Raw genomic sequence first — 22,680 nt, forward strand, 5'->3', positions numbered from 1 at the left:
GACGTATACAAACACCGCTGTTCAGAGAACAACTAACACCACTACGAAGTCGGAGACTTCGCAGAGCAAGGTATCTTCAATTATATTTCAAATAATCACATCGAAATCGAACTTAATAATTGTAAGTTTTTTTGAAGTATTTCTTCCTGATATTCACCTGAAAATTTATTTATACAATATGTTACAAGTATAATCGCATCAGATGGAGTTTCGCCAGGCATATATAATTCTACAATTGCATTTCTATCTTTTTTATAACCAAAACTTATCCCCCTCACTAATTTTGCTCGAATTTCATTTGGAACATTGAATTGATTTAAAAAATTTCTAATCAATTCCGTCGAAATTAACATTAATTCTTTTGATGTTAGTTTTTTCTTTTCCATAAGAACATTTTTTGGAGCTTCAAACCCTACAAATACTCCAACTTCATATCTCCGCTCTACAAAGTCTGAGATTCTTCAAAATGAGAATTTATCCTACAATCAAAGCATGTTTTTCAATAAATGCGGGCGTTCTTTGGCTACTTTCAGTATCATTTCACCAAAAAGTGTATTTGCCCACGCAAACCATTTTCTTGTGAATTTAGTGGCATCATCTTTATCAAATGATTCGTGCATGAAACCTGTATTGGCGTGGGTATTTTTTAAGAATTTGAGTTGTTGCAAAATCTCTTTATCATCGGTTGAAGTCATGGCTCGCATGATAATGCTCAAAGGCCAAATCTGATTAACCAATGTATGCGGACTGCCAACACCTTCGGCCGCTTTGCCTTTGAAAAAGTACGGGTTCGAGTCGCTCAGCACAAATCGACGAGTATTTTGGTAAATCGGGTCATTGGTTTTTACTGCTCCCAAATACGGTAAACTCATTAGATTCGGCACATTGGCATCGTCTTGTAGCAAACAATTCCCAAAACCATCTACTTCCATGGCATAGATTTTACCAAATTTTGGGTGCGTAATAACAGCATGTTTTTTAATGGCGGCATCTACTTCATTCGCAAAATCTTGACATTCTTTGGCAAAAGCTGCATTTTTATAAACTTTGGTAGCAATCTCAGCTATTTGTCGGAACGAAACCACGGCAAACAAATTGGCAGGAATCAAAAACGGATAAACCGTGGCATCGTCCGATGGGCGGAAAATACTGTGAATCAAGCCATTAGGTTTGGTTACATTGCCCAATCCATTACCCGGAACAGTATCAGTTGACCAAGAAGTGGTTCGTCCGAAACGGTATCTCCCTACACCATTGAAACGTTGTTGTTCTCGACAAGTGGCAATAATACTTTGGGCAGCTTTCAGCCATTTTTCGTCGAAAACGCTCGTATCGTTTGTTAATTTCCAATAATTGTACGCCAAACGAACTGTATAGCAAAGCGAATCAAGTTCCCATTTGCGTTCGTGGAGTTCGGGTTTCATGTCGGTATGGTCGCTCATCCATTCTGATTTTCCTGCACCATCATTAAACGCATTGGCGTAAGGGTCAATCAAAATACATTCGGTTTGGCGGTTGATTACACCCGCAATGAGTTGTTGCAGAGCAGTATCTTCTTTCATCAAACTCAAATAGGGTGTTACTTGTGCAGTGCTATCTCGCAACCACATGGCGTGAATATCGCCCGTAATCACAAAAGTATCGGGACGGTCGCCCTTTTTTTTGAAATGAACTGTTGTGTCAAGTGTATTCGGGAAACAGTTTTCAAACAACCACGCCAACTCAGGGTCTTTAATCTGAGTTTTCATGCGGCTAATGGTCGCTTCGATGGCCGAGCTATTAAAATTTCGTTTGTCGGCCGAAACCCTCACACTTGGAAAATCTTGTGCGAAACCTTTGGTTTGAATCAATAAACCTATGCCAGCCAATGTACTTTGCTGTATAAATTTACGACGATTGATGTTTTGCATTTTGTATGGTCGTTGTTTTGTTCTCAAATTCCATAGCGATGGGTTTGCAAACCCATCGCTATGAATAAAAAATTGGGTAATTAAATCACATTGATACTTTTCTCAGTTTTAGCAATCATTTGTCCGAAAGGCTCAGCCGAAATGCCATTTTCTTGCAAAATTCGTTCTAATGCCTCTTTTCCTGCTGGTTCTACGGCAATCAGAAGTCCACCGCTGGTTTGTGGGTCGGCCAATAAAATCCTTTGTGTATCGTTGATGGCCGATACTTTTTCGCCATAACTTTCCCAGTTGGTATTACAGCCTTTTGGAGCACAAAACGGATATAAATAATCGTTAGCTTCGGGCATTTTTGGCACTTTTTCGTAGGAGATTTCGGCACTTAGATTGCTTCCTTCGCACATTTCTACCAAATGTCCTAAAAGTCCGAAACCCGTTACATCAGTCATAGCTTTTACTTCGGGCATTTTACCCAACTCTGCTCCTACTTTATTGAGCGTAGCCATCTGATTGACAGCGACTTGTAAATATTCGGGGTTTGAAATTCCCATTTTCTGAGCCGTTGCTAATAGTCCAACACCGAGCGGTTTTGTCAGGTAAAGTAAACAGCCTTCAGTAGCAGTTGAGTTTTGTTTCAGATGCTCAATTTTCACTTTTCCAGTTACGGCCAAACCAAAAAACGGTTCGGGACTATCAATGCTATGTCCACCCGCCAACGGAATATTGGCCGCTGTGCAAGTTGCTCGACTACCATCCAACACTTTCTGAGCAATTTCGGCAGGAATTGTATCAATCGGCCAACCTAAAATGGCAATCGCCATCATTGGTTCGCCACCCATTGCATAAATATCGCTGAGTGCATTGGTCGAGGCGATTCGTCCAAAATCAAAGGCATCGTCAACGATTGGCATGAAAAAGTCAGTTGTACTGATGATTGCTTCGCCGTTTCCCAAATCAAAAACTGCGGCATCGTCTTTGTCTTTATTTCCCACCAAAAGATTCGGGAAGGAATTTTGGGGCGTTAATGTGTGCAAAATTTGGTCGAGAACTTTCGGAGAAATTTTACATCCACAACCCGACCCGTGACTATATTGAGTAAGTTTTATTTCTGACATGATAGAATTGATGATTTTGTAAACCGTCGTAAAAATACATAATATTGTAGAATGGTTTTGATAAAACTGGTTTTTAAAATCAGCATTCCAGAAACAAAATTATCTATGATGAATAGTGAAATAAGTAATATTGATTATAAAAGCTGGCTTTTTGGACTAAAAATCAAGATTCAACAAAGTCAAATAAAAGCATCGCTGGCTGTTAATAGAGAGTTGATTCAACTTTATTGGGAACTGGGTCAGCAAATTGTAGAGAAGCAAGAAACCGCCAAATGGGGAAGTGGATTTATTGACCAACTTAGCAAAGACTTAAAAGTTGAGTTTCCTAATATTGGTGGATTTTCAGTGTCTAATCTAAAGTATTGTAAGCAATTTTTTCTCTTTTACAGTTCTAATCAAATTCGCCAACAACTTGTTGACGAATTTGAAACCACTAATAATCAACAACTTATAAAAAGTCAACAAGCTGCTTTGCAATTAGGTGATGAATTATTCAAGATTCCTTGGGGGCATCATATTGTAATTATTCAAAAAATAAAAAATACCCAAGAAGCGATATTTTACATTCAAAAAACAATTGAAAATAATTGGAGTCGAAGTATTTTATTGCATCAAATTGAAAGTAATTTATACGAAAGACAGGGTAAAGCTGTCAATAATTTTATTGCCACTTTGCCACAATCTCAGTCTGACCTCGCCAATCAATTGCTGAAAGACCCATATCAATTTGATTTTCTTCAATTAACCGAAAAGTATAATGAGCGAGATTTAGAAAAAGCCCTCATTCAGCAAATTACTGAATTTTTGCTCGAATTAGGTGCTGGCTTTTCGTTTGTTGGCAAGCAATATCCTATCTATTTAGGAGAAAAAGAATATTTTATTGATTTACTTTTTTATCATCTCAAATTACGATGCTTTATTGTTATTGAGCTAAAGGTTGTTGAATTTCAACCCGAATTTGCAGGAAAACTCAACTTCTATTTGAATGTTGTTGATGAAAAGCTAAAACATGAAACCGACCAACCAACGATTGGAATAATCATCTGCAAAACGAAAGATAATTTAGAGGCCGAATACGCTCTCAGAGGCATTGAAAAACCAATTGGCATCTCAGAATATGATTTAAAGAAAATTTTACCAGAAAACCTCAAAGGAAGCCTTCCAACTATCGAAGAAATTGAAGCTGAACTAAACAAAATATGACCCTTTTTCTGATACCAACCATTCTCGCACCCGACACGCAAGAAACCGTTTTACCGCCCCAAATAAAGGCAGTCGTGAGCGAACTGAATGTTTTTTTTGTGGAAGAACTCCGCACCGCCCGAAGATTTATCAGTAGCCTAAAGCTCAATAAAGTAATTGACGATATTACGTTTTATGAACTAAACAAAGATACGCCCCACGACCAAACTCTTGCACAACTAAAAAAACTAAAAACCGATGCAGGAATCATCAGCGAAGCAGGTTGCCCAGGTGTGGCTGACCCTGGAGCGGTTGCCGTAGGTTACGCTCACCAACTCGGGCATAAAGTTGTGCCATTGGTTGGGCCAAGTTCGATTTTGATGGCTTTGATGGCTTCGGGTTTTAATGGTCAGAGTTTTACTTTCAATGGTTATTTGCCGATTGATAAGTCAGCTCGAATAAAAGCCTTGAAAGATTTAGAACAACTGGCCAAGAAAAAGCAACAAACACAGATTTTTATGGAAACACCTTTCCGCAATAATCAATTGCTGGAAGATGTTTTGCAAAATCTGAACCCCGAAACTTTGCTATGTATCGCCTGCAACGTAACCGCCGCTGACGAGTTCATCAAAACCCTACGAGTGAAAGACTGGCGAAAATCTAAACCAGATTTACACAAAAAACCCACTATTTTTTTACTTTTGTGATATAGTCGACTGTCCACAGACGATGGTCGATAGAAAAAACACTAAATATATCCTAATTAAGCCCTCCCTATCGGGGAGGGTTGGGAGGGGCTTTACAACATGATAAACATACATTCCTTTACATTCTCGCCGATTGCGGAAAATACATATGTTTTGTGGGACGAAACTCACGAAGCCGTCATCATTGATGCTGGCTGTTTGGCTCAATACGAAAAAGAAGAATTGGCCGATTTTATTGCCGATAATCGTTTGGTAGTGAAGCAATTACTGCAAACACACTGCCACCTCGACCATGTTTTTGGAGCTGCTTATGTGAAGCGAAAATTCGGTGTTAAGATGCTAATTCACAAAAACGAAATTCCGATTTTGGCTGATGTAGAAAATCGCTGCCGAATGTGGGGAATAAGAGGCTACGAACCAGTTGAAGCCGATGATTTTATTGATGAAAATGATAAAATTTTCTTCGGAAACTCGGAGCTCGAAATAAGATTTGTGCCGGGACACGCTCCTGGACATTTGGCTTTTGTGAATCATGCTCAGAAATTTGTTATCGGTGGCGATGTGCTTTTCAGAGGAAGTGTTGGGCGAACAGATTTTCCATTTTGTAGCCACGAAGCATTGATTCATAGCATCGAAACGCAATTTCTGACGCTTGATGATAATTATAAGGTTTATTCTGGTCATGGCGACCCAACGACCATCGGCTACGAACGTAAGACAAATCCATTTTTGTAGAATAATTCTCTGAATTGTTCTCTGTATAAATATCATTGACACAATCGAACATTTAGAAACTTGTTCTACAACTTTATGAAATTATTTACTATTCCAAATATAATGACGCTCGGCAATCTACTTTGTGGTTGCTTGGGTATCGTTTTTGTTTTTGAAGGAAATCTGCTTTGGGCTTCTTATCTGATATTTATTGCAGGGATTCTTGATTTTTTGGATGGCTTTGTAGCTCGTTTGCTCAAACAACATTCTGAAATTGGAAAACAACTCGATTCGTTGGCCGATATGGTTACGTTTGGAGTTTTGCCTGCTTTTATTCTTGCCAAATTGATTCAGATTACAACAACCCAAAATACCGTTTTATCTGATTTAATTCCGTCAAATCTTTTATCACAAACACATTTGCCTACCTTGGCTTATGTAGCATTTATTTTGGCCCTTTTTTCATGCCTACGTTTGGCCAAATTCAACATTGATACTCGCCAGTCAGATTCATTTATTGGCGTTCCTACACCTGCCAATGCTTTTGTGGCGGCTTCGTTTCCTCTGATTTTAGAATTTAATCCCGAATACAAATCCTTAATTCTTAACTCCACCTTATTAATTAGTTACACACTCATTATGAGTTATTTACTGATTTCAGAAATTCCATTATTTGCACTCAAATTCAAGAATTTTTCTTGGGCTTCTAACCAAATTAAGTATATTTTTCTGATTCTTTCTGTAATTTTACTTGTAAGTCTGAAATTCTTAGCTATACCGTTAATCATATTTTTGTACATCTTTTTATCGGTAATTAGTAATTTTAGAACAACTAAACCGTAAAACTCATCGGTCAGACGTACCGTCAGACCTTTAACCTAAAACACAAAATCATGCAAAATCCATTTGAAGAAAACCAAATTTCCGTTCGTCCGATGTTTCTGACGATTTTATGTGTTCTTACACTCGTCTGGAACGCCTACAAATTCTATGGAGCAATTCCGAATATTTTTACCCCCGAAAAAGTAATCGAGAGTAAAGAGCAAGCCAATGAAATGGTGATGGATATGTTTTCAAAATATATGTCAGAAAAAGACCTTGAAAAAATTGAAGAATCGCAAGAAGAAGCCAATCAGCTTATTCAGAAAGATACCTTAGTTACTTCGGGAGTGATGACCTTGATTTCGAGCATTTTATTGATTTTGGGAGCAATTTGGATGTGGGGACTCCGCAAAAAAGGCTTTTGGGTCTATCTTGCTGGCAATGCCATTGGTATTATTGCTCCAATCGTTATCATGGGCGGAGCTGCTGGCTGGGGTATTGGGGTTATGGCTTTGATTAATGCCGCTATTTTCTCGGGGCTATATGCAATGAACCTCAAGTTTTTATCCTAAGAATTTGTTAAAACTTTGTTAAAGTTTCCTAAAACCTGCTCAACTTTGGGCAGGTTTTTCTATTTTTAGATAGATTTTCCACAAGAACGTCCAAATTGGACGTTCCTACGATTATTCTCAACAAATACACGATTCGCACCACATTATTATGAAAAAACTCCTATTAATCTTCATCCTTCTATTCCCCCATCGGGGGGCAGGGGGCTGTTTATTCGCCCAAGGCGATTTTACTCGTATCTACCACCCCATCATCAATTCGGCCGAATTGGCAATTGTTGATACTAATTATTACGAAGCACTCGATTATTACAAAGCAGCTTTCGATAATGTAAAAAAGCCCTTCGCCAAAGATTATTACAATGCCGCCATTTGTGCCGCAATGGTTGGCAAGATGCCAACTATGTTTGATTATTTGGAGAAAATCGTAGAAAAAGGTTATCCTTCGGATAGTTTGCGGAAAGATGCCTTTTTTAAATATGTGGCCGATACTTGCAAAGTTTGGAGCAAATTTGAAAGCCAAATGAGGTTGGTAAAACCTGACATTAATCAAGAATTGAGAGATAGTTTGAAGGCCTATCATGCACTCATTACTCAAGAGCCATATACTCCACTCACGGCCGAACTGCGGACATTTTACAAAGAATACACAAAAAAACTGGAAGATTCACTTGTTGTAAAAAACAGTAAGACAGGAAAAAAAGGAGTTTTCACGCAAGTCATATTTCCTCGAGATAGTCTAACTTTCTTTTACGGAAAAATGTCCGAAAAACTAATCAAACAAATAGATAGCCTACGAAAAATCAATGATTTTAAAGCGTCAACAAATATGCGTTTAGCTTTTCATAAAACACTTAACTTAATTGATACATATGGATTTCCTGATGAAAATTTAGTTGGCTTGTCCGATTTTAACACTGGGTATTCGAGAGTATTTAGATTCAATACTTACAGACAAAACAGTTATTCTGTTTTAGACAGGAACTTAGCTATAAATATTTTAGGTGGCTCGCTCTACACTTATAGCAAAGATTTAACTCCGATGCTCATTCAGGCAATTAGAGATGGAAAAATTGCCCCATACCAAATCAATAAGGTTGGAAATATTACTTTAGAAACAAATAATTCCAATACCGATAAAACCCCCAATTTTTATTCAATGGGCAATGTAAAAGTACTGCAATACCGATTAGATGGAAATCTTAACTGTGAAAACAGACTTCTACAAGGCAAAGATGATAAAAAGTTTTGGAAAAAAGAGCCATTATCACTTTACAGCGAAGCCGAAATCAACGAAAAACGCCTTGATATTGGCTTAGAAACATTGGCCGATGCCTACAAAAAAGCATTTTTCAAGGCACACCCACGAGTTTTTATCATTAATGGAGGCTCTTATCAAACCGAGCTTTCGTATGTTTCAAGCTGTGAGGTTTTAGAGAAAATGCTAAAAGAAAGTACGTTTGTGCGATAGTTTACAGTCTTCAGTAGGCAGTTCTCAGTGGGCAATCCTCAATGAGCAGTCTAAAGATTCTTGACTGCAAACTGAAGACTACAAACTGCATACTAAAAATATAACTTTACCAAGAAACTTCTCAATAATTCAAAGTCAGCCAAATATTATTTTGTCAAAAATTCATCTTCTATTAATTATCAGTTAATTTTGTAATCTAATGACTCCAAAGCCGGTGTTGGTTGGAAACACCAATAACCAATAACTGATAACCAATTTACCAAATTATGTCTGTAGAAACTTCCATCATTCGTGACACGCAAATCTTTGATTTAATCACGAAAGAAAACAATCGCCAATTACATGGCATCGAATTGATTGCTTCTGAAAACTTCGTGTCGCCACAGGTGATGGAAGCGGCAGGTAGTGTTTTGACAAATAAATACGCTGAAGGTCTTCCAGGAAAACGCTATTATGGTGGTTGTGAGGTAGTTGACCAAGTTGAGCAAATCGCTATCGACCGTCTCAAACAATTATTTAATCTTACTTGGGCAAACGTTCAGCCACACTCGGGAGCTCAGGCAAACATGGCGGTTTTTGTGGCATGTTTGAAACCTGGTGATAAAATTTTAGGCTTTAACCTTGCCCACGGTGGACACCTTTCGCACGGTTCGCCAGTAAATATTTCAGGAAAATACTTCCAACCTTTCTTCTACGGTGTTGAGCAAGAAACAGGTCTAATCGACTGGAATAAAGTTGAAGAAACTGCTCACCGTGAGCGTCCGAAAATGATTATTTGTGGAGCATCGGCTTATTCTCGTGACTGGGACTATGTTCGTCTTCGCCAAATTGCCGATTCAATCGGTGCAATCTTATTGGCTGACATTTCTCACCCATCAGGTCTGATTGCCAAAGGTTTATTAAACGACCCATTCGACCATTGCCATATCGTGACAACAACTACCCATAAAACCCTTCGTGGTACTCGTGGTGGCGTAATCATGATGCGTAATGATTTCCCGAATCCTTTCGGAATCACAACGCCAAAAGGCGAAATCAGAATGATGTCTTCTTTATTAGATTCTGGTGTTTTCCCAGGTACGCAAGGTGGGCCATTGGAGCATATTATTGCTGCAAAAGCAGTTGCTTTCGGCGAAGCTTTGACCGAAGGATTCTATAACTACCAAGTACAAGTTCAGAAAAATGCCAGAGTAATGGCTCAAGAATTTATGAACCGCGGCTATCAAGTTATTTCTGGCGGAACAGATAATCACTTGATGTTGATTGACTTACGTCCGAAAAACTTAACTGGTAAAATTGCTGAAAATTCACTGATTCAAGCAGATATTACGGTAAATAAAAACATGGTTCCGTTTGATGATAAAACAGCCATGACAACTTCGGGTATGCGTGTAGGAACTTCGGCCATGACAACTCGTGGTTTGGTAGAAGCTGATATGATAAGAATCGTAGATTTGATTGATGAAGTATTGATGAATCACGATAACGCAACGAAAATTGCGAATGTAAGAGGCGAAATCAACAACTGGATGAAAAACTATCCGTTGTTTCAATATTAATTATTGGTTATAAAAGGAAGTCTTCCCTTTGAGGGAAGACTTCCTTAAAAGTTAAGAAATAAGAAAGGCTTGGTTCAAACGAATCAAGCCTTTTTCTAAACCCTAACTAAACCGTATATAAATTCTTTGCGAACGAAACGGAGCTTCGTTCCACAGATTATGCTACTAAATAATATTCAAAATCTTGTTTGATTGCTATACACTCTCCTTTCGCTTCTTTCAAGATTTCGCATTCCGCTAATTTTTTTCCGAATATTTTTTCAGTAAAAAACTCAACTACATAATTCGTAAACATCTCTACAAACGATTGTGCGTTGGTATCTTCTTTTACGATTGAAATGCTTTCCAGATTTACTTTGATTGATTTTTCGAGTTCATTTACCAAATTCTTCTGCTTAATATTTTTGCTCAGCGTGCGTTGCTGCTCGTAGGTATTATGAGGAAAACCCATAGCCATTGAACCGAAACTAAAAGAAGTGATTGCAAGGAGTAATAATAGCTTTTTCATGTTCTTGTGTTTTGCGTGTCTGAACTCATTATCTGATTGACAATACAAAGATATGTGTTTTATTTGGTATTATGCAATACATAGTACCTTTTATTTTTCAATTTTTCTTATGAATGGTCGAAATCGAGGATAAATGGTTCGTAAAAAGGATTACATATATAAGATGCAAAAACGTAGTACAAAGTTGCAGATTAAAACAGATATTTTTCTATTTGTTAACATTCTTTAACAAATATATACAAATGTAGATAAATATAGGAATATCTCAAATACAAGCGATTATTTAAACGTGTTTTTTTATCTTTACAAAAATAAACCCTCCTTAATCAATTATGTTCAAAAAATCTCTGAAAGTATTAGCTTTGCTGATACTTTCGTGCGAAACCTTCGCACAATCAACCACCACACTTTGGTATAAACAACCCGCTCAGTATTTTGAGGAAACGCTGGTGTTGGGAAATGGCAAACTCGGTGCGACGGTATTTGGTGGCGTAGAATCTGACAAGATTCTCCTCAATGACGCTACACTCTGGTCGGGAGAACCAGTAAATGCCAACATGAACCCAGACGCTTACAAGAATGTACCTGCCATCAGAGAAGCACTCAAAAATGAAGATTATAAATTGGCCGATAAACTTCAACGCAAACTACAAGGCAAATTTTCGGAGTCTTATGCACCACTTGGTACGATGTTTATCAGCCCCCTAACCGAAACGTCGGACCGCCCCGATGGAGGAACTGCAAAAGTCAGTAATTATTACCGAGAATTAGATATTTCAAAGGCAGTTTCAAAGGTTACTTACGAAATTAACGGTGTTAAATATACTCGTGAATACTTTGTTTCGCAGCCTGACCAAATCATGGTTGTAAAACTCACAAGTAGCCAAAAAGGAGCTTTAACATTTGATGTAAAATTTAATAGCTTGCTCAAATACAAGGTTTCTACGCCTAACCAAACTTTGCAGGCCAATGGCTACGCTCCAATCAAAGCCGAACCCAATTATAGAAGAGTTGAAAACCCTATTGTTTTTGATGAAAACAAAGGCACACGTTTTACAACACTGGCCAAAATTAAAAATACTGGTGGCTCAATCGTAAGTACTGATAGCACTTTGGGCGTAAAAGGAGCAACCGAAGCCATTATCTACGTTTCGATTGCCACAAGTTTTAATGGTTTTGATAAAAACCCTGCTACACAAGGCCTTAATAATCAAGCAATTGCAGCGAGTAATTTAAGCAAAGCTTTTGGTAAAACTTTCGCTCAAATCAAACAAGCTCATTTGCTTGACTATCAAAAATTCTTCAATCGTGTAAGTTTAGATCTAGGCAAAACCACTGCACCGAATCTTCCAACCGATGAGAGATTAAGACGCTACGCCAAAGGTGAAGAAGATAAAAACTTGGAAATTTTATATTTTCAATACGGGCGATATTTGCTCATCAGTAGTTCTCGCACGATGGGCGTACCAGCCAATCTACAAGGCATTTGGAATCCGTACATGCGTCCACCTTGGAGCAGTAACTACACAACTAATATCAACGCCGAAGAAAATTATTGGCTCGCCGAAAATACGAATTTGAGCGAAATGCACGAGCCAATGATGAAATTCATCAAAAATGTAGCTACCACTGGTAAAATTACGGCCAAAACATTTTATGGTGTAAATGGCTGGGCGGTTGCTCATAACTCGGATATTTGGGCAATGAGTAATCCAGTTGGTGATTTTGGCGATGGCGACCCAGGTTGGGCCAACTGGAATATGGGCGGTGCGTGGCTCAGTACGCACCTTTGGGAACATTATGTATTTACAAAAGACCAAAACTTCTTGAAAAACGAAGCTTATCCGCTCATGCAAGGTGCGGCACAATTTTGTTTAGAATGGTTGGTTGAAGATAAAAACGGTAAGCTAATTACCTCACCATCAACTTCTCCCGAAAACATTTACATCGCTCCCGATGGCTACAAAGGAGCTACACTATACGGCGGAACGGCCGATTTAGCAATGATTCGTGAATGTTTTGAACAAACCATCAAAGCATCGAAAATATTAAATACCGATGCCGAATTTAGAGCAAAACTCGAAACGGCTTTGGCTAAACTTTACCCTTATCAAATCGGTAAAAAAGGGAATTTGCAAGAATGGTATTATGATTGGGAAGATGCCGAACCACAGCACCGCCACCAATCTCACTTGTTTGGACTTTTCCCAGGAAACCATATTTCGCCTTTAAAAACCCCTGCTTTGGCCGATGCTTGCCGCAAAACACTCGAAATCAAAGGTGACGAAACAACAGGTTGGAGTAAAGGCTGGAGAATCAACCTTTGGGCAAGGCTTTTAGACGGCAATCGTGCCTATAAAATGTATCGAGAACTCCTGCACTACGTAGAACCAGATGGCGTAAAAACTAACTATGCTCGTGGGGGTGGTACTTACCCGAACCTATTCGACGCTCACCCACCTTTCCAAATTGATGGAAACTTTGGCGGAGCAGCAGCCGTAGCAGAAATGTTGGTGCAATCTGACGAACAGGAGATTCGCCTCCTCCCTGCCCTACCCGATGTTTGGGAAAGTGGCTCAGTAAAAGGAATAAAAGCCAGAGGTGGATTTGAAGTTTCACTCGAATGGAGCGGTAAAACACTCAAAAAATTAATCATTTCATCGAAAAAAGGTGGAAAAACTACCTTGATTTCGGGAAATAAAACCAAAACGGTTTCATTAACTGCTGGACAGAAAATGGAGATTGTTTGGTAAATAAATAATCAAACTTTGGTAAGCTTAAAAAACTTACCAAAGTTTTACTTCTCCTATTGGAATAATTTCTTCTTCTAAATTTTCATTTCAAAAATTTTTCTTCTGAATTCCATTCCGGGAATTCCATTCCGGGAATTCCATTCCGGGAACGTTCCCGATAACGTTTGCGTAAAATAAGCCATAATAAATATTGATTTACTACAAAAATCGGGCTAATTTTAAGGTCTTTAGGCCTTAAAAGTATTCAACCCGATAAAGCATGACCTCATCAAGAATCGTAGGTTTACTTCTACTTCTTATTTCTAACTTTGTTTTTGCACAAAAGGACGTTTATCTATTTTCTTATTTCACCGATAACGGTCAGGATGGTTTACACTTTGCTTACAGTAAAGATGGCCTAAAATGGGAAAGCCTTAATGAAGGAAAATCTTTTCTGAAACCCGAAATTGGAAAAGATAAATTGATGCGTGACCCATGTATTATTCAATCGCCCGATGGTACTTTCCAGATGGTTTGGACAAGTGGCTGGCACGACCAAATCATTGGCTATGCTTCGTCAAAAGATTTGATAAATTGGTCAGAGCAAAAAGCCATTCCAGTAATGGAACACGAACCCACCGCCAAAAACTCGTGGGCTCCCGAAGTCTTTTATGACGATAAAAAGAAAAACTACCTCATTTTCTGGGCAACAACCATTCCTGGCAGACACGGAGATGTAGCGGATTCGGAAAAAGAAAAAGGCTGGAATCACCGCATTTATTATACAGAAACAACTGATTTTAAGACATTTAGTCCAACCAAAATGTTTTTCAACCCTGATTTCAGTGCCATTGATGCTACAATTCTGAAAGATGGAAAAAGTTACTACATGTTTATCAAAAACGAAAATCCTAATCCGCCACAAAAGAATATTCGTATCGTAAAATCAAACAAAGCAAGTTCATTTGCAATCGATAAAGTTTCTGAGCCAATCACAGGAAAATATTGGGCAGAAGGACCAACTTCGATTCGTATCGGTGAATACGTCTATGTTTATTTCGATAAATATCGTGACCACAAATACGGTGCGATACGTTCAAAAGATATGAAGAATTGGGAAGATATTTCCGACCAAGTCAGTTTTCCAAAAGGCTTACGTCATGGAACAGTTTTTAAGGTTTCGGAGAAAGTTTTTGAGGGGATAAAGGGGAAATAATTATATGTGCCGAGCCTACGGCTCTTTAATTAACCTTTATCTCCCGTTCCACAGATTAAAATCCGTGGCTACAACATAAATCGAGCCTAACGGCTCTTTAACTATTTGAATAAAAAAACATAATAAAGAGCCAAAGGCTCGACCAATATTGTAGCGGTGGGTTTTAACCCGCCGTAAAATACAAATTAACCGATAACGAGAGCCATAGGCTCGGCTTATTATAAAACGCAAAAAATGGCAAACACCTACCATCAAATCTATCTACAAACTGTTTTTGCAGTGAAGTATAGAAATGCTATGATTGAAAAAACATGGCAAAAAGATTTGTTTGGCGTGATTGGCAATTTAATCAATGAGACTGGCTGTAAAACAATGATAGTCAACGGAGTAGAAGACCATGTACATTGCTTTTTTGGATTAAAACCAACGGTTGCAGTTTCGGAATTAATGAAAACCGTAAAAGCTAAATCATCAAAGTATATCAACGACCATTCACTAACTCCAGAAAGATTTGAATGGCAAGAGGGTTACGGGGTATTTTCATACAGTCAGTCGCAAATTGATGCTGTCTATAAATACATACAAAATCAGGAGGAACACCATAAAAAATATACATTCCGAGAGGAATACGTAGACTTCTTAGAAAAGTTTAAAATTTCTTATGATGAAAAATACATTTTTGAAGATTTGATTTAATATTTCTCCGTGTAAGCACAGGAAAGAACGACTATATAATGAGGCTAATTTTGGCAAAAAATACCCTCAAAAAACTATGACAAAAAACGTTTGTAAAATATTAGTTCTACTTAGCATTTCGGCATCAGTTTTTGCACAAAAAATTGATAGAAAAGCCGTTGTGGAGCGTCATAAAGTTAAGGTTAGTAAAATCGACACACTTGCTTCATTATCAGTTGGTAATGGTAAATTTGCCTTCACGGTTGATGCCACTGGTTTACAAACTTTTCCTGATTTTTATGCCAATGGTGTACCACTCGGTACGCAATCAGAATGGGGTTGGCATAGTTTTCCGAATACTGGCAATTACAAAATAGAAGAAACCCTCAAAGACCTCGAATCACATGGCCGTAAAGTGCCTTATGCTGCTCAGTGGAACGAGCCTAAACGCAAAAAAGAAGCAGCAGATTTTGTTCGCCAAAATCCGCACCGTTTACAATTAGGCAACTTAGGATTTGAGCTTTATAAGAAAGACCATTCCGTGGCTAATCCTTCTGATATTCAAGCAATTAATCAGACTTTAAATCCTTACACGGGTGAAATAAAAAGCCATTTTATTTTTGAAGGGGTAAGCATTGATGTTCAAACTTTTTGTGATACTAAAAAAGATATTATTGGCGTAAAAGTGCAATCTGATTTACTAAAAACTGGACAACTAAAAGTGCGTTTACGATTGCCCTATCCTACCGATAAATTTATTGATGCGGGCAATAATTGGACAAACTTCGATAAACATTCTTCGAAAATAATTGCTTCTTCAAGCACTCGTGCCAGCATCAATCATACCTTAGACCAAGACCAATATTTCATTCATTTATCTTGGACAAACGGCGGTAAACTGAAAGAAACACAAGCACATTATTTCTTGTTTGAGCCTTCAAAAAATTCAACGATACTGAACCTAACTTGTGAGTTTTCGGAGAAAAGTACCCCAACCGCCAGCACTTTCAGTAATGTAATGAATAGTAGCATTAGTGGGTGGAAACAATTCTGGCAATCGGGTGGAGCAATTGATTTAGCAGGAAGCACCGACCCACGAGCCAACGAACTCGAGCGACAAATTATCCTTTCGGAATATCTTACTAAATTACAATGTGCGGGTTCGGCTCCACCACAAGAAACTGGCCTTACTTACAACTCGTGGTTTGGCAAACCCCACCTCGAAATGCACTGGTGGCACGGCGTACATTTTGCACTTTGGGGACGAATAGATTTACTCGAAAAAAGCCTTGATTGGTACCAAAAAGCCCTGCCAACTGCCCGAAATATTGCTAAAAGACAAGGTTTTGAAGGGGCAAGATGGCCAAAAATGACTGATAACGATGGCGGAGAAACTGCTTCTTCGGTGGGTTCATATCTGATTTGGCAGCAACCACATATCATTACATTCGTAGAATTGGTTTATCGCCAAAAACCAACGGCACAAACCTTAGAAAAATACAAACAATTAGTTTTTGAAACAGCCGATTTCATGGCATCTTTTGCCGATTTCGATAAACAAAAAGGCAAGTATATTTTAGGGAAAGGCATTATTTCGGCACAAGAACGCTTTAAGCCAGAAGATACTTTTAATCCAACTTATGAGCTAAATTATTGGTATCAAACGCTTACGATTGCACAAAACTGGCGTAAGCGTCTCGGCCTAAAACCCAATGAAAAATGGCAGCATGTCATCGAAAACCTTTCGCCTCTACCACAAAAAGATGGCTTGTATTTGGCTACTGAAAATGCCCAAGATTCTTATACAAATCCGAAGTATTTGACCGACCACCCAGCGGTTTTATGTACACTCGGTATGTTGCCAGAAACTCCGATGCTCGATAAGCCAACCATGAAGCGAACTTTCGAGAAAGTTTGGGAAGCTTGGGACTGGCAAGACACTTGGGGCTGGGATTTTCCGATGGTTTCGATGACGGCTACTCGCTTAGATATGCCACAAAAAGCAATTGATGGCTTGATGATGCCGATTCGAACAAATACGTATTTGCCAAATGGGCATAATTTTCAAGATGGCCGTTTACGCCTTTACTTACCAGGGAATGGAGGCTTACTCACGGCGGTAGCTTTGATGTGTGCGGGCTATGATGGTTGTAAAACACAAACCCCGGGTTTTCCGAAAGATGGCACTTGGAAAGTAAAATGGGAAGGTATGCAAAAGTTTTTTTAAGTTTAGATTACAAATTTAGGATGCAAGATTCGAGAAAAATATACAAATTCATTCACTAATTCTATCATTCACTAATTCTATCATTCACTCATTAAATATATGCACCGTTTAGGATTTAAAATGAAACTTCATGCTGGACAAGCAGAAGAATACAAACGTCGCCACGACGAATTATGGCCCGAACTCGGTCAGGTATTGAAAGATGCCACCGTTAGCGACTATTCAATTTTTTTGGATGAAGAAACCAATATTTTGTTCGGTACTTTAAAAGTCGAAGATTTAGAAAAATTCAATCAAATTCCTCATAATCCTGTTACGAAACGTTGGTGGGCATACATGGCCGATATTATGGATGCAAATCCCGATAACTCGCCCATTAGTGTTGATTTAAAAAATGTTTTTTATTTAGCTTAATTTAGTCGATAGTCCGCAGATGACGGTCGATAGTTTTTCTTAAAATTATGATACAGTTTTCATCAAATTTATTCCAGAAAGCAATAGTTTTATTGGCTTTTTGCCTTGTAAACACTGTTTACGCTCAAGTACAAGCACCAGCTTCTACCTTACATTCAGAGTCTTTGCATACTGCAAAACCCGATTATCCGACGCCCTACGGAAGTCCGAAAGTTGAGGACGTTACACAAGTATTAAACAGAATTCATGGCTATTTAGATGCAGTTACTCCAACAAGGGTCATTAATAAAGCAACTAAAGAAGAAATAAAAGATTTCTCGAAGATAGATACAAACGCAACCGTTTACCGAGGAGATTTTAGCCTTACCAGCTACGAGTGGGGTGTAACTTATGCCGCAATGTTGGCAGCCAGCAAAGCCACTGGCGACCCTCGTTTTGCTCAATATACAACGCAACGCCTCAACTTCTTGGCAGAACTTACACCAATTATCAAAGCTAAATTTCCTGTAAGTTCGGGTATGCCATTGCGTCAGGTAATTGCCCCACACGCCTTAGATGATTGCGGAGCAATGTCGGTGTCGATGATTAAGGCCATGCGTGATGGTTTGGTAAAAGATAACGTTCGCCCACTGATTGACAATTACCTCAATTACATTTATACAAAAGAATACCGTTTGGCCGATGGTACTTTGGCACGTAATCGTCCGCTAAAAAATACACTTTGGCTCGATGATATGTTTATGGGCGTGCCTGCACTCGCTCAAATGGGAAAACTTACCGGCGACAAAAAATACTACGATGAAGCCGTGAAACAAATCTTGCAATTCTCAAAACGAATGTTCAATAAAAACTTGGGCATTTTTATGCACGGCTGGGTAGAAAGTATGGAAACTCACCCAGAATTTCACTGGGGAAGAGCAAATGGTTGGGCAATTCTTACGTTAACAGAAGTTCTTGATATTTTACCAAAAGACCATAAAGGTCGTGCCGAAGTTTTAGCTTTATACAAAGCCCACGCCAAAGGTTTGGCTTCTTACCAAACAGGCACGGGTTTTTGGCATCAATTGCTCGATAAAAATGATACTTATTTAGAAACCTCCGCCACAGCTATTTATACATATTGCATTGCGAAAGGTATCAACGAAGGATGGCTCGATGCCGCAACTTATGGCCCAATGGCACTTCTCGGCTGGAATGCCGTAGCCACCAAAGTGACCGAAAAAGGACAAGTAGAAGGCGTTTGCGTGGGCACAGGCATGGGCTTTGAACCAGCGTTTTATTATTACCGCCCAGTAAATGTTTATGCTGCACATGGTTATGGTCCAGCTCTATTTGCGGGTGCCGAAATCATTAATCTTATTAAAAAATACAAATTTGCATTGAACGACAGTGCGATAATGAAGACCCCTAACCCCTAAAGGGGAACTTTTATTTGATAGTAAAATTTTTAATAACAACTCCCCTTTAAGAACGGTCAGCCGCTGGTGAGGGTTAAAATTCAATCAAAAATGAACACTAAAAAACTATTTTTCTATTTAATAATTATCCTTAGCTCCCCTTTAGGGGCGGGGGGGTGCTTTGGGCAGTCATATTCTGTCTGGATGGCGGAATCTTTTATGAGTCGTCATAAAGATTCGATTGCAGTGAAAGAAGGTAAACCCGCCGCATGGGACTACGAGCAAGGTTTAATGCTAAAAGCTCTCGAAAAAGTATGGTATCGCACGGGCGATGGCAAATATTTTGAATATATCCGTAAAGATTTAGACCGTTATGTACAGAAAGATGGAAGTATTCGTACTTTCAAATACGATGATTTTAATCTCGATAACATACCAACTGGACGTGCTTTGTTGATGCTTGCCCAGCAAACTCAACCAGAGAAAGAGAAATACATCAAAGCAGCCGATTTACTTTGGAAACAAATCGAAAATCAACCAAAAACCAACGAAGGTGGCTATTGGCATAAAAAACGTTATCCATTTCAAATGTGGCTCGATGGACTTTTCATGTGCGAGCCTTTCGCTGCCGAATACAGCAAGATTTTCAACAAACCAGAGCATTTCAATGATATTGCCAAGCAATTTGCTTTGATTGAAAAATATGCAGTAGATGCCAAAACTGGCTTGGTTTATCATGGTTATGATGAAAGCAAAGAGCAAAAATGGGCTGATAAAAAAACTGGACTATCGCCACATTTTTGGAGCCGTGCCATTGGTTGGTACGCAATGGCTTTAGTCGATGTGCTTGATTATTTCCCAGAAAACCACCCCGAAAGAGCTAATTTGATTAAATATCTTCAACGCCTTGCTCCTGCTTTGGTCAAATACCAAGACCCAAAATCAGGCGTTTGGTATCAGATGATTGCCCTCGGTACTCGTAAAGGTAATTATTTAGAAGCATCTGGTTCGGCCATGTTTGTTTATACACTTGCCAAAGGTGTGCGTAAAGGTTATTTGCCAGCCACTTATTTAGCTGCTGCTAAGAAAGGTTACGCAGGAATGTTGAAAGAATTTGTAGAAAAAGAAGCCGATGGCACAATCAGCCTTAACAAAACCGTAAGTGTTGGCGGTTTGGGCGGAACTCCTTACCGCGATGGTAGCTACGAATATTACTTAAGCGAACCAATCAAGAAAAATGATTTGAAGGGCGTTGGTCCATTTATCTTTGCAAGTATAGAAATGGAAATTGCTGCTGAAAATGCTTTGGGCAAAGGAAAAACCGTAGCCGTCGATAATTATTTCAATAATGAATTCAGAAAAGATTTGAACGGTAATCAAGAATCTTTCCACTATACTTGGGACGACCGTATGCACTCAGGTTTTTGGGTTTGGGGACAAATTTACCAAGAATTGGGAGCAAAACTTAAAACAATTTCGGCAGCCCCAACGGCAGCAAATCTTAAAGGTGTAAATGTTTATATCATCGTTGACCCTGACACTAAGAAAGAAACTGCCAAGCCAAATTTTGTAGAAAAAGCTGATATTAAAGTAATTTCTGATTGGGTAAAAGCTGGCGGAACACTCATCATGATGGCCAACGATACTGCCAACTGCGAGATTCCGCACTTCAATGAATTGGCAAAAGCATTTGGTGTTGAGTTTACGAACAAAAGCCGTAACATGGTGCAAGGCACAAAATGGGAACAAGGCAGAGTAGATATTCCTGCCGGAAATCCAGTTTTCAAGAATACAAAATTGGTTTATATCAAAGAATTAGCAACACTCAATGTGAAGTCACCAGCTAAAACGATTGTGAGTGAAGGTGGTGATAATATCATCGCAACGGCGAAAGTAGGCAAAGGAAGTGTATTCATCGTAGGCGACCCGTGGTTATATAACGAATATACCGACGGACGCAGAATTCCAGTCATTTACGAAAACTTTAGTGCGGCCAAAGATTTGGCTAAATGGTCACTTTCTGTAAAATAACCTTAAAGGGTCGCTTATGAAAAGCGACCCTTCATCTTCAATATGATTAGAGCCATACATCTCTTTTTTCTTTTGGCAGTTTTTGCTTGTTCAAAGGCAAGTATTGATACTGATACTCCAGCTATCACGCCTCCTACTCCAACAAGCAATCAGATAGTGGTAGCTGCAGATGGCTCTGGAAATTTTAAAACTATTCAAGAAGCCATCAATAGTATTTCAAAAAAAGCAGATAAAGAACGTGTTATTTTTATCAAAAACGGAACCTACAAAGAGCGTATCTATCTCGATGGTATTCAGTTTTTAACCTTTAAAGGCGAAAGCGAAAAAGGCGTAATCATTACTATCTCGGAAGCTCGTGATATATGGAGTTGTAATCCAGCCAACAAGGCTGACTGGGGAGTTGCAACCGTAAACATTAGTCAATCGACCGATATTGTTTTCAGCAATATCACGGTTATCAATAGTTATGGTTTTGAGGCCAGCGATACACCTATTACGATTGACTGCCCTACTGACGCTACTGGCAAGAAAACAGTTCGCAAAGACGGACACCAGATGGCTCTTCGTACTTTTTCGGGAGCTACTCGACTCACGTTCAAAAACTGTACTTTTCGTGCTTTTGGCGGCGACACTGTTAGTCCGTGGGACGGAACAGTAGGAATGTATTATTTCAAAGACTGCACGATGGAGGGCGGTGTTGATTTCTATTGTCCGAGGGGTTGGTCTTATGCCGAAAATTGCCATTTCATATGTCATAATACCAGTGCTGCTTTATGGCACGATGGCTCGGCAAACAAAGAAGCAAAAACTGTTTTAAAGAACTGTACTTTTGAAGGCGACAAAGGCTACAAACTTGGCAGATACCACCTTGAATCTCAATTTTATTTGATAGATTGTACATTTTCCGACCTCATGGCCGATGCCGACATTTACGCAGCAGCCTCGGGTACTGGTACACCTCTTTGGGGGCGTAGGGTTTTCTATAAAAATTGCCATCGACAAGGTGGCAACGACTTTTCATGGCTCAAAGATAATTGGGTAATTGAAAGCAAAACTGTTAATTCATCGTGGGTTTTCGATGGAAAATGGACACCCCAATAATCAAATACTTTGATTGAAGTTTTTTGATATGATTATCGTAGCAAACCCACCAACACAAACAATTTGTCTTTTTGAATGCAGTAAATGATGAAAAAATCACATTATACGAATACCTTTATCAAAATAGTATTAAAAAAAGAAATATTATAGCAAAATAAACAAAATAAACTCAATAGTTTTGCTGAAATAAAGTCAATAGTCAATAGACGATGGACGATAGTTTTTTATTAATTACAATTTAAGCTAATTACTAAACGCTAAGAGCTAATAGCACGAGAGAGATATGAAGACGTTTTTAGACGAAGATTTTTTACTACAAACAAAAACTGCACG

General features: G+C 38.7%; 19 protein-coding genes. 15 read left to right on the forward strand and 4 right to left on the reverse strand.

The genetic code is table 11. The features are described 5' to 3' along the window. Positions 1–95: 95 nt before the first annotated feature. From ACOVO2_RS23980 to selD, 3 genes are all read right to left on the reverse strand, one after another. On the reverse strand, positions 96–386 hold the full coding sequence (locus ACOVO2_RS23980; RefSeq protein WP_421772404.1) for a hypothetical protein: 291 nt from the start codon (positions 384–386) through the stop codon (positions 96–98). A gap of 99 nt (positions 387–485) precedes the next feature. Continuing rightward, positions 486–1,910, reverse strand: coding sequence for a glycoside hydrolase family 125 protein (locus ACOVO2_RS23985; RefSeq protein ID WP_421772405.1), 1,425 nt, complete (start codon positions 1,908–1,910; stop codon positions 486–488). An 80-nt stretch (positions 1,911–1,990) separates the two neighbouring features. Further along, positions 1,991–3,025 (reverse strand): selenide, water dikinase SelD, encoded by a 1,035-nt coding sequence (gene selD / locus ACOVO2_RS23990; protein WP_421772422.1) that lies wholly within the window; start codon positions 3,023–3,025, stop codon positions 1,991–1,993. Positions 3,026–3,127: 102 nt separating this feature from the next. Between selD and ACOVO2_RS23995 the strand changes: the two genes are divergently transcribed. The 7 genes from ACOVO2_RS23995 to glyA all read left to right on the forward strand — a co-directional run bounded on the left by ACOVO2_RS23995 (position 3,128) and on the right by glyA (position 10,046). Continuing rightward, positions 3,128–4,225, forward strand: a complete 1,098-nt coding sequence (locus ACOVO2_RS23995) for a PDDEXK nuclease domain-containing protein (protein WP_421772406.1) — start codon at positions 3,128–3,130, stop codon at positions 4,223–4,225. Further along, a complete protein-coding gene (locus ACOVO2_RS24000) occupies positions 4,222–4,911 on the forward strand; it encodes an SAM-dependent methyltransferase (protein WP_421772407.1) in 690 nt (229 codons plus the stop codon). Before ACOVO2_RS23995 ends, ACOVO2_RS24000 begins: the two co-directional genes overlap by 4 nt. Positions 4,912–5,010: 99 nt before the next feature. After that, complete coding sequence (locus ACOVO2_RS24005) at positions 5,011–5,646, forward strand: MBL fold metallo-hydrolase (RefSeq protein WP_421772408.1); 636 nt, start codon at positions 5,011–5,013, stop codon at positions 5,644–5,646. A 75-nt stretch (positions 5,647–5,721) separates the two neighbouring features. Beyond that, positions 5,722–6,468, forward strand: coding sequence for a CDP-alcohol phosphatidyltransferase family protein (locus ACOVO2_RS24010; protein WP_421772409.1), 747 nt, complete (start codon positions 5,722–5,724; stop codon positions 6,466–6,468). 50 nt (positions 6,469–6,518) lie between these two features. After that, a complete protein-coding gene (locus tag ACOVO2_RS24015; RefSeq protein WP_421772410.1) occupies positions 6,519–7,019 on the forward strand; it encodes a hypothetical protein in 501 nt (166 codons plus the stop codon). A gap of 148 nt (positions 7,020–7,167) precedes the next feature. Further along, positions 7,168–8,487 (forward strand): hypothetical protein, encoded by a 1,320-nt coding sequence (locus ACOVO2_RS24020; RefSeq protein ID WP_421772411.1) that lies wholly within the window; start codon positions 7,168–7,170, stop codon positions 8,485–8,487. Between the two features lie 266 nt (positions 8,488–8,753). Beyond that, positions 8,754–10,046: a serine hydroxymethyltransferase gene (gene glyA / locus ACOVO2_RS24025; RefSeq protein ID WP_421772412.1), complete on the forward strand. Its 1,293-nt coding sequence runs from the start codon at positions 8,754–8,756 to the stop codon at positions 10,044–10,046. 157 nt (positions 10,047–10,203) lie between these two features. Here the strand turns inward: glyA and ACOVO2_RS24030 are convergent, their stop codons facing one another. Next, the gene (locus ACOVO2_RS24030) at positions 10,204–10,554 is read right to left on the reverse strand and encodes a hypothetical protein (RefSeq protein ID WP_421772413.1); all 351 of its coding nucleotides are present in this window, start codon (positions 10,552–10,554) and stop codon (positions 10,204–10,206) included. A 332-nt stretch (positions 10,555–10,886) separates the two neighbouring features. Here ACOVO2_RS24030 and ACOVO2_RS24035 point away from each other — a divergent pair, with 332 nt between their 5' ends. From ACOVO2_RS24035 to ACOVO2_RS24070, 8 genes are all read left to right on the forward strand, one after another. Further along, a complete protein-coding gene (locus ACOVO2_RS24035) occupies positions 10,887–13,307 on the forward strand; it encodes a glycoside hydrolase family 95 protein (RefSeq protein ID WP_421772414.1) in 2,421 nt (806 codons plus the stop codon). Between the two features lie 259 nt (positions 13,308–13,566). Further along, complete coding sequence (locus ACOVO2_RS24040) at positions 13,567–14,502, forward strand: glycoside hydrolase family 43 protein (RefSeq protein WP_421772415.1); 936 nt, start codon at positions 13,567–13,569, stop codon at positions 14,500–14,502. A 234-nt stretch (positions 14,503–14,736) separates the two neighbouring features. After that, positions 14,737–15,198, forward strand: coding sequence for an IS200/IS605 family transposase (gene tnpA, locus ACOVO2_RS24045; RefSeq protein WP_421772416.1), 462 nt, complete (start codon positions 14,737–14,739; stop codon positions 15,196–15,198). Between the two features lie 76 nt (positions 15,199–15,274). Next, the gene (locus tag ACOVO2_RS24050; RefSeq protein WP_421772417.1) at positions 15,275–17,404 is read left to right on the forward strand and encodes a hypothetical protein; all 2,130 of its coding nucleotides are present in this window, start codon (positions 15,275–15,277) and stop codon (positions 17,402–17,404) included. A 99-nt stretch (positions 17,405–17,503) separates the two neighbouring features. After that, positions 17,504–17,818, forward strand: coding sequence for an L-rhamnose mutarotase (rhaM, locus tag ACOVO2_RS24055; RefSeq protein ID WP_421772418.1), 315 nt, complete (start codon positions 17,504–17,506; stop codon positions 17,816–17,818). Positions 17,819–17,865: 47 nt separating this feature from the next. Beyond that, positions 17,866–19,236 (forward strand): glycoside hydrolase family 88/105 protein, encoded by a 1,371-nt coding sequence (locus ACOVO2_RS24060; RefSeq protein WP_421772419.1) that lies wholly within the window; start codon positions 17,866–17,868, stop codon positions 19,234–19,236. A gap of 90 nt (positions 19,237–19,326) precedes the next feature. Next, on the forward strand, positions 19,327–21,246 hold the full coding sequence (locus ACOVO2_RS24065; RefSeq protein ID WP_421772420.1) for a glycoside hydrolase family 88 protein: 1,920 nt from the start codon (positions 19,327–19,329) through the stop codon (positions 21,244–21,246). A 42-nt stretch (positions 21,247–21,288) separates the two neighbouring features. Continuing rightward, entirely contained in the window at positions 21,289–22,347 is a 1,059-nt protein-coding gene (locus tag ACOVO2_RS24070; protein ID WP_421772421.1) for a pectinesterase family protein, read from the forward strand. Positions 22,348–22,680: the final 333 nt, after the last annotated feature.

This window comes from Emticicia sp., from assembly GCF_049241225.1.
Lineage (GTDB): Bacteria > Bacteroidota > Bacteroidia > Cytophagales > Spirosomataceae > Emticicia.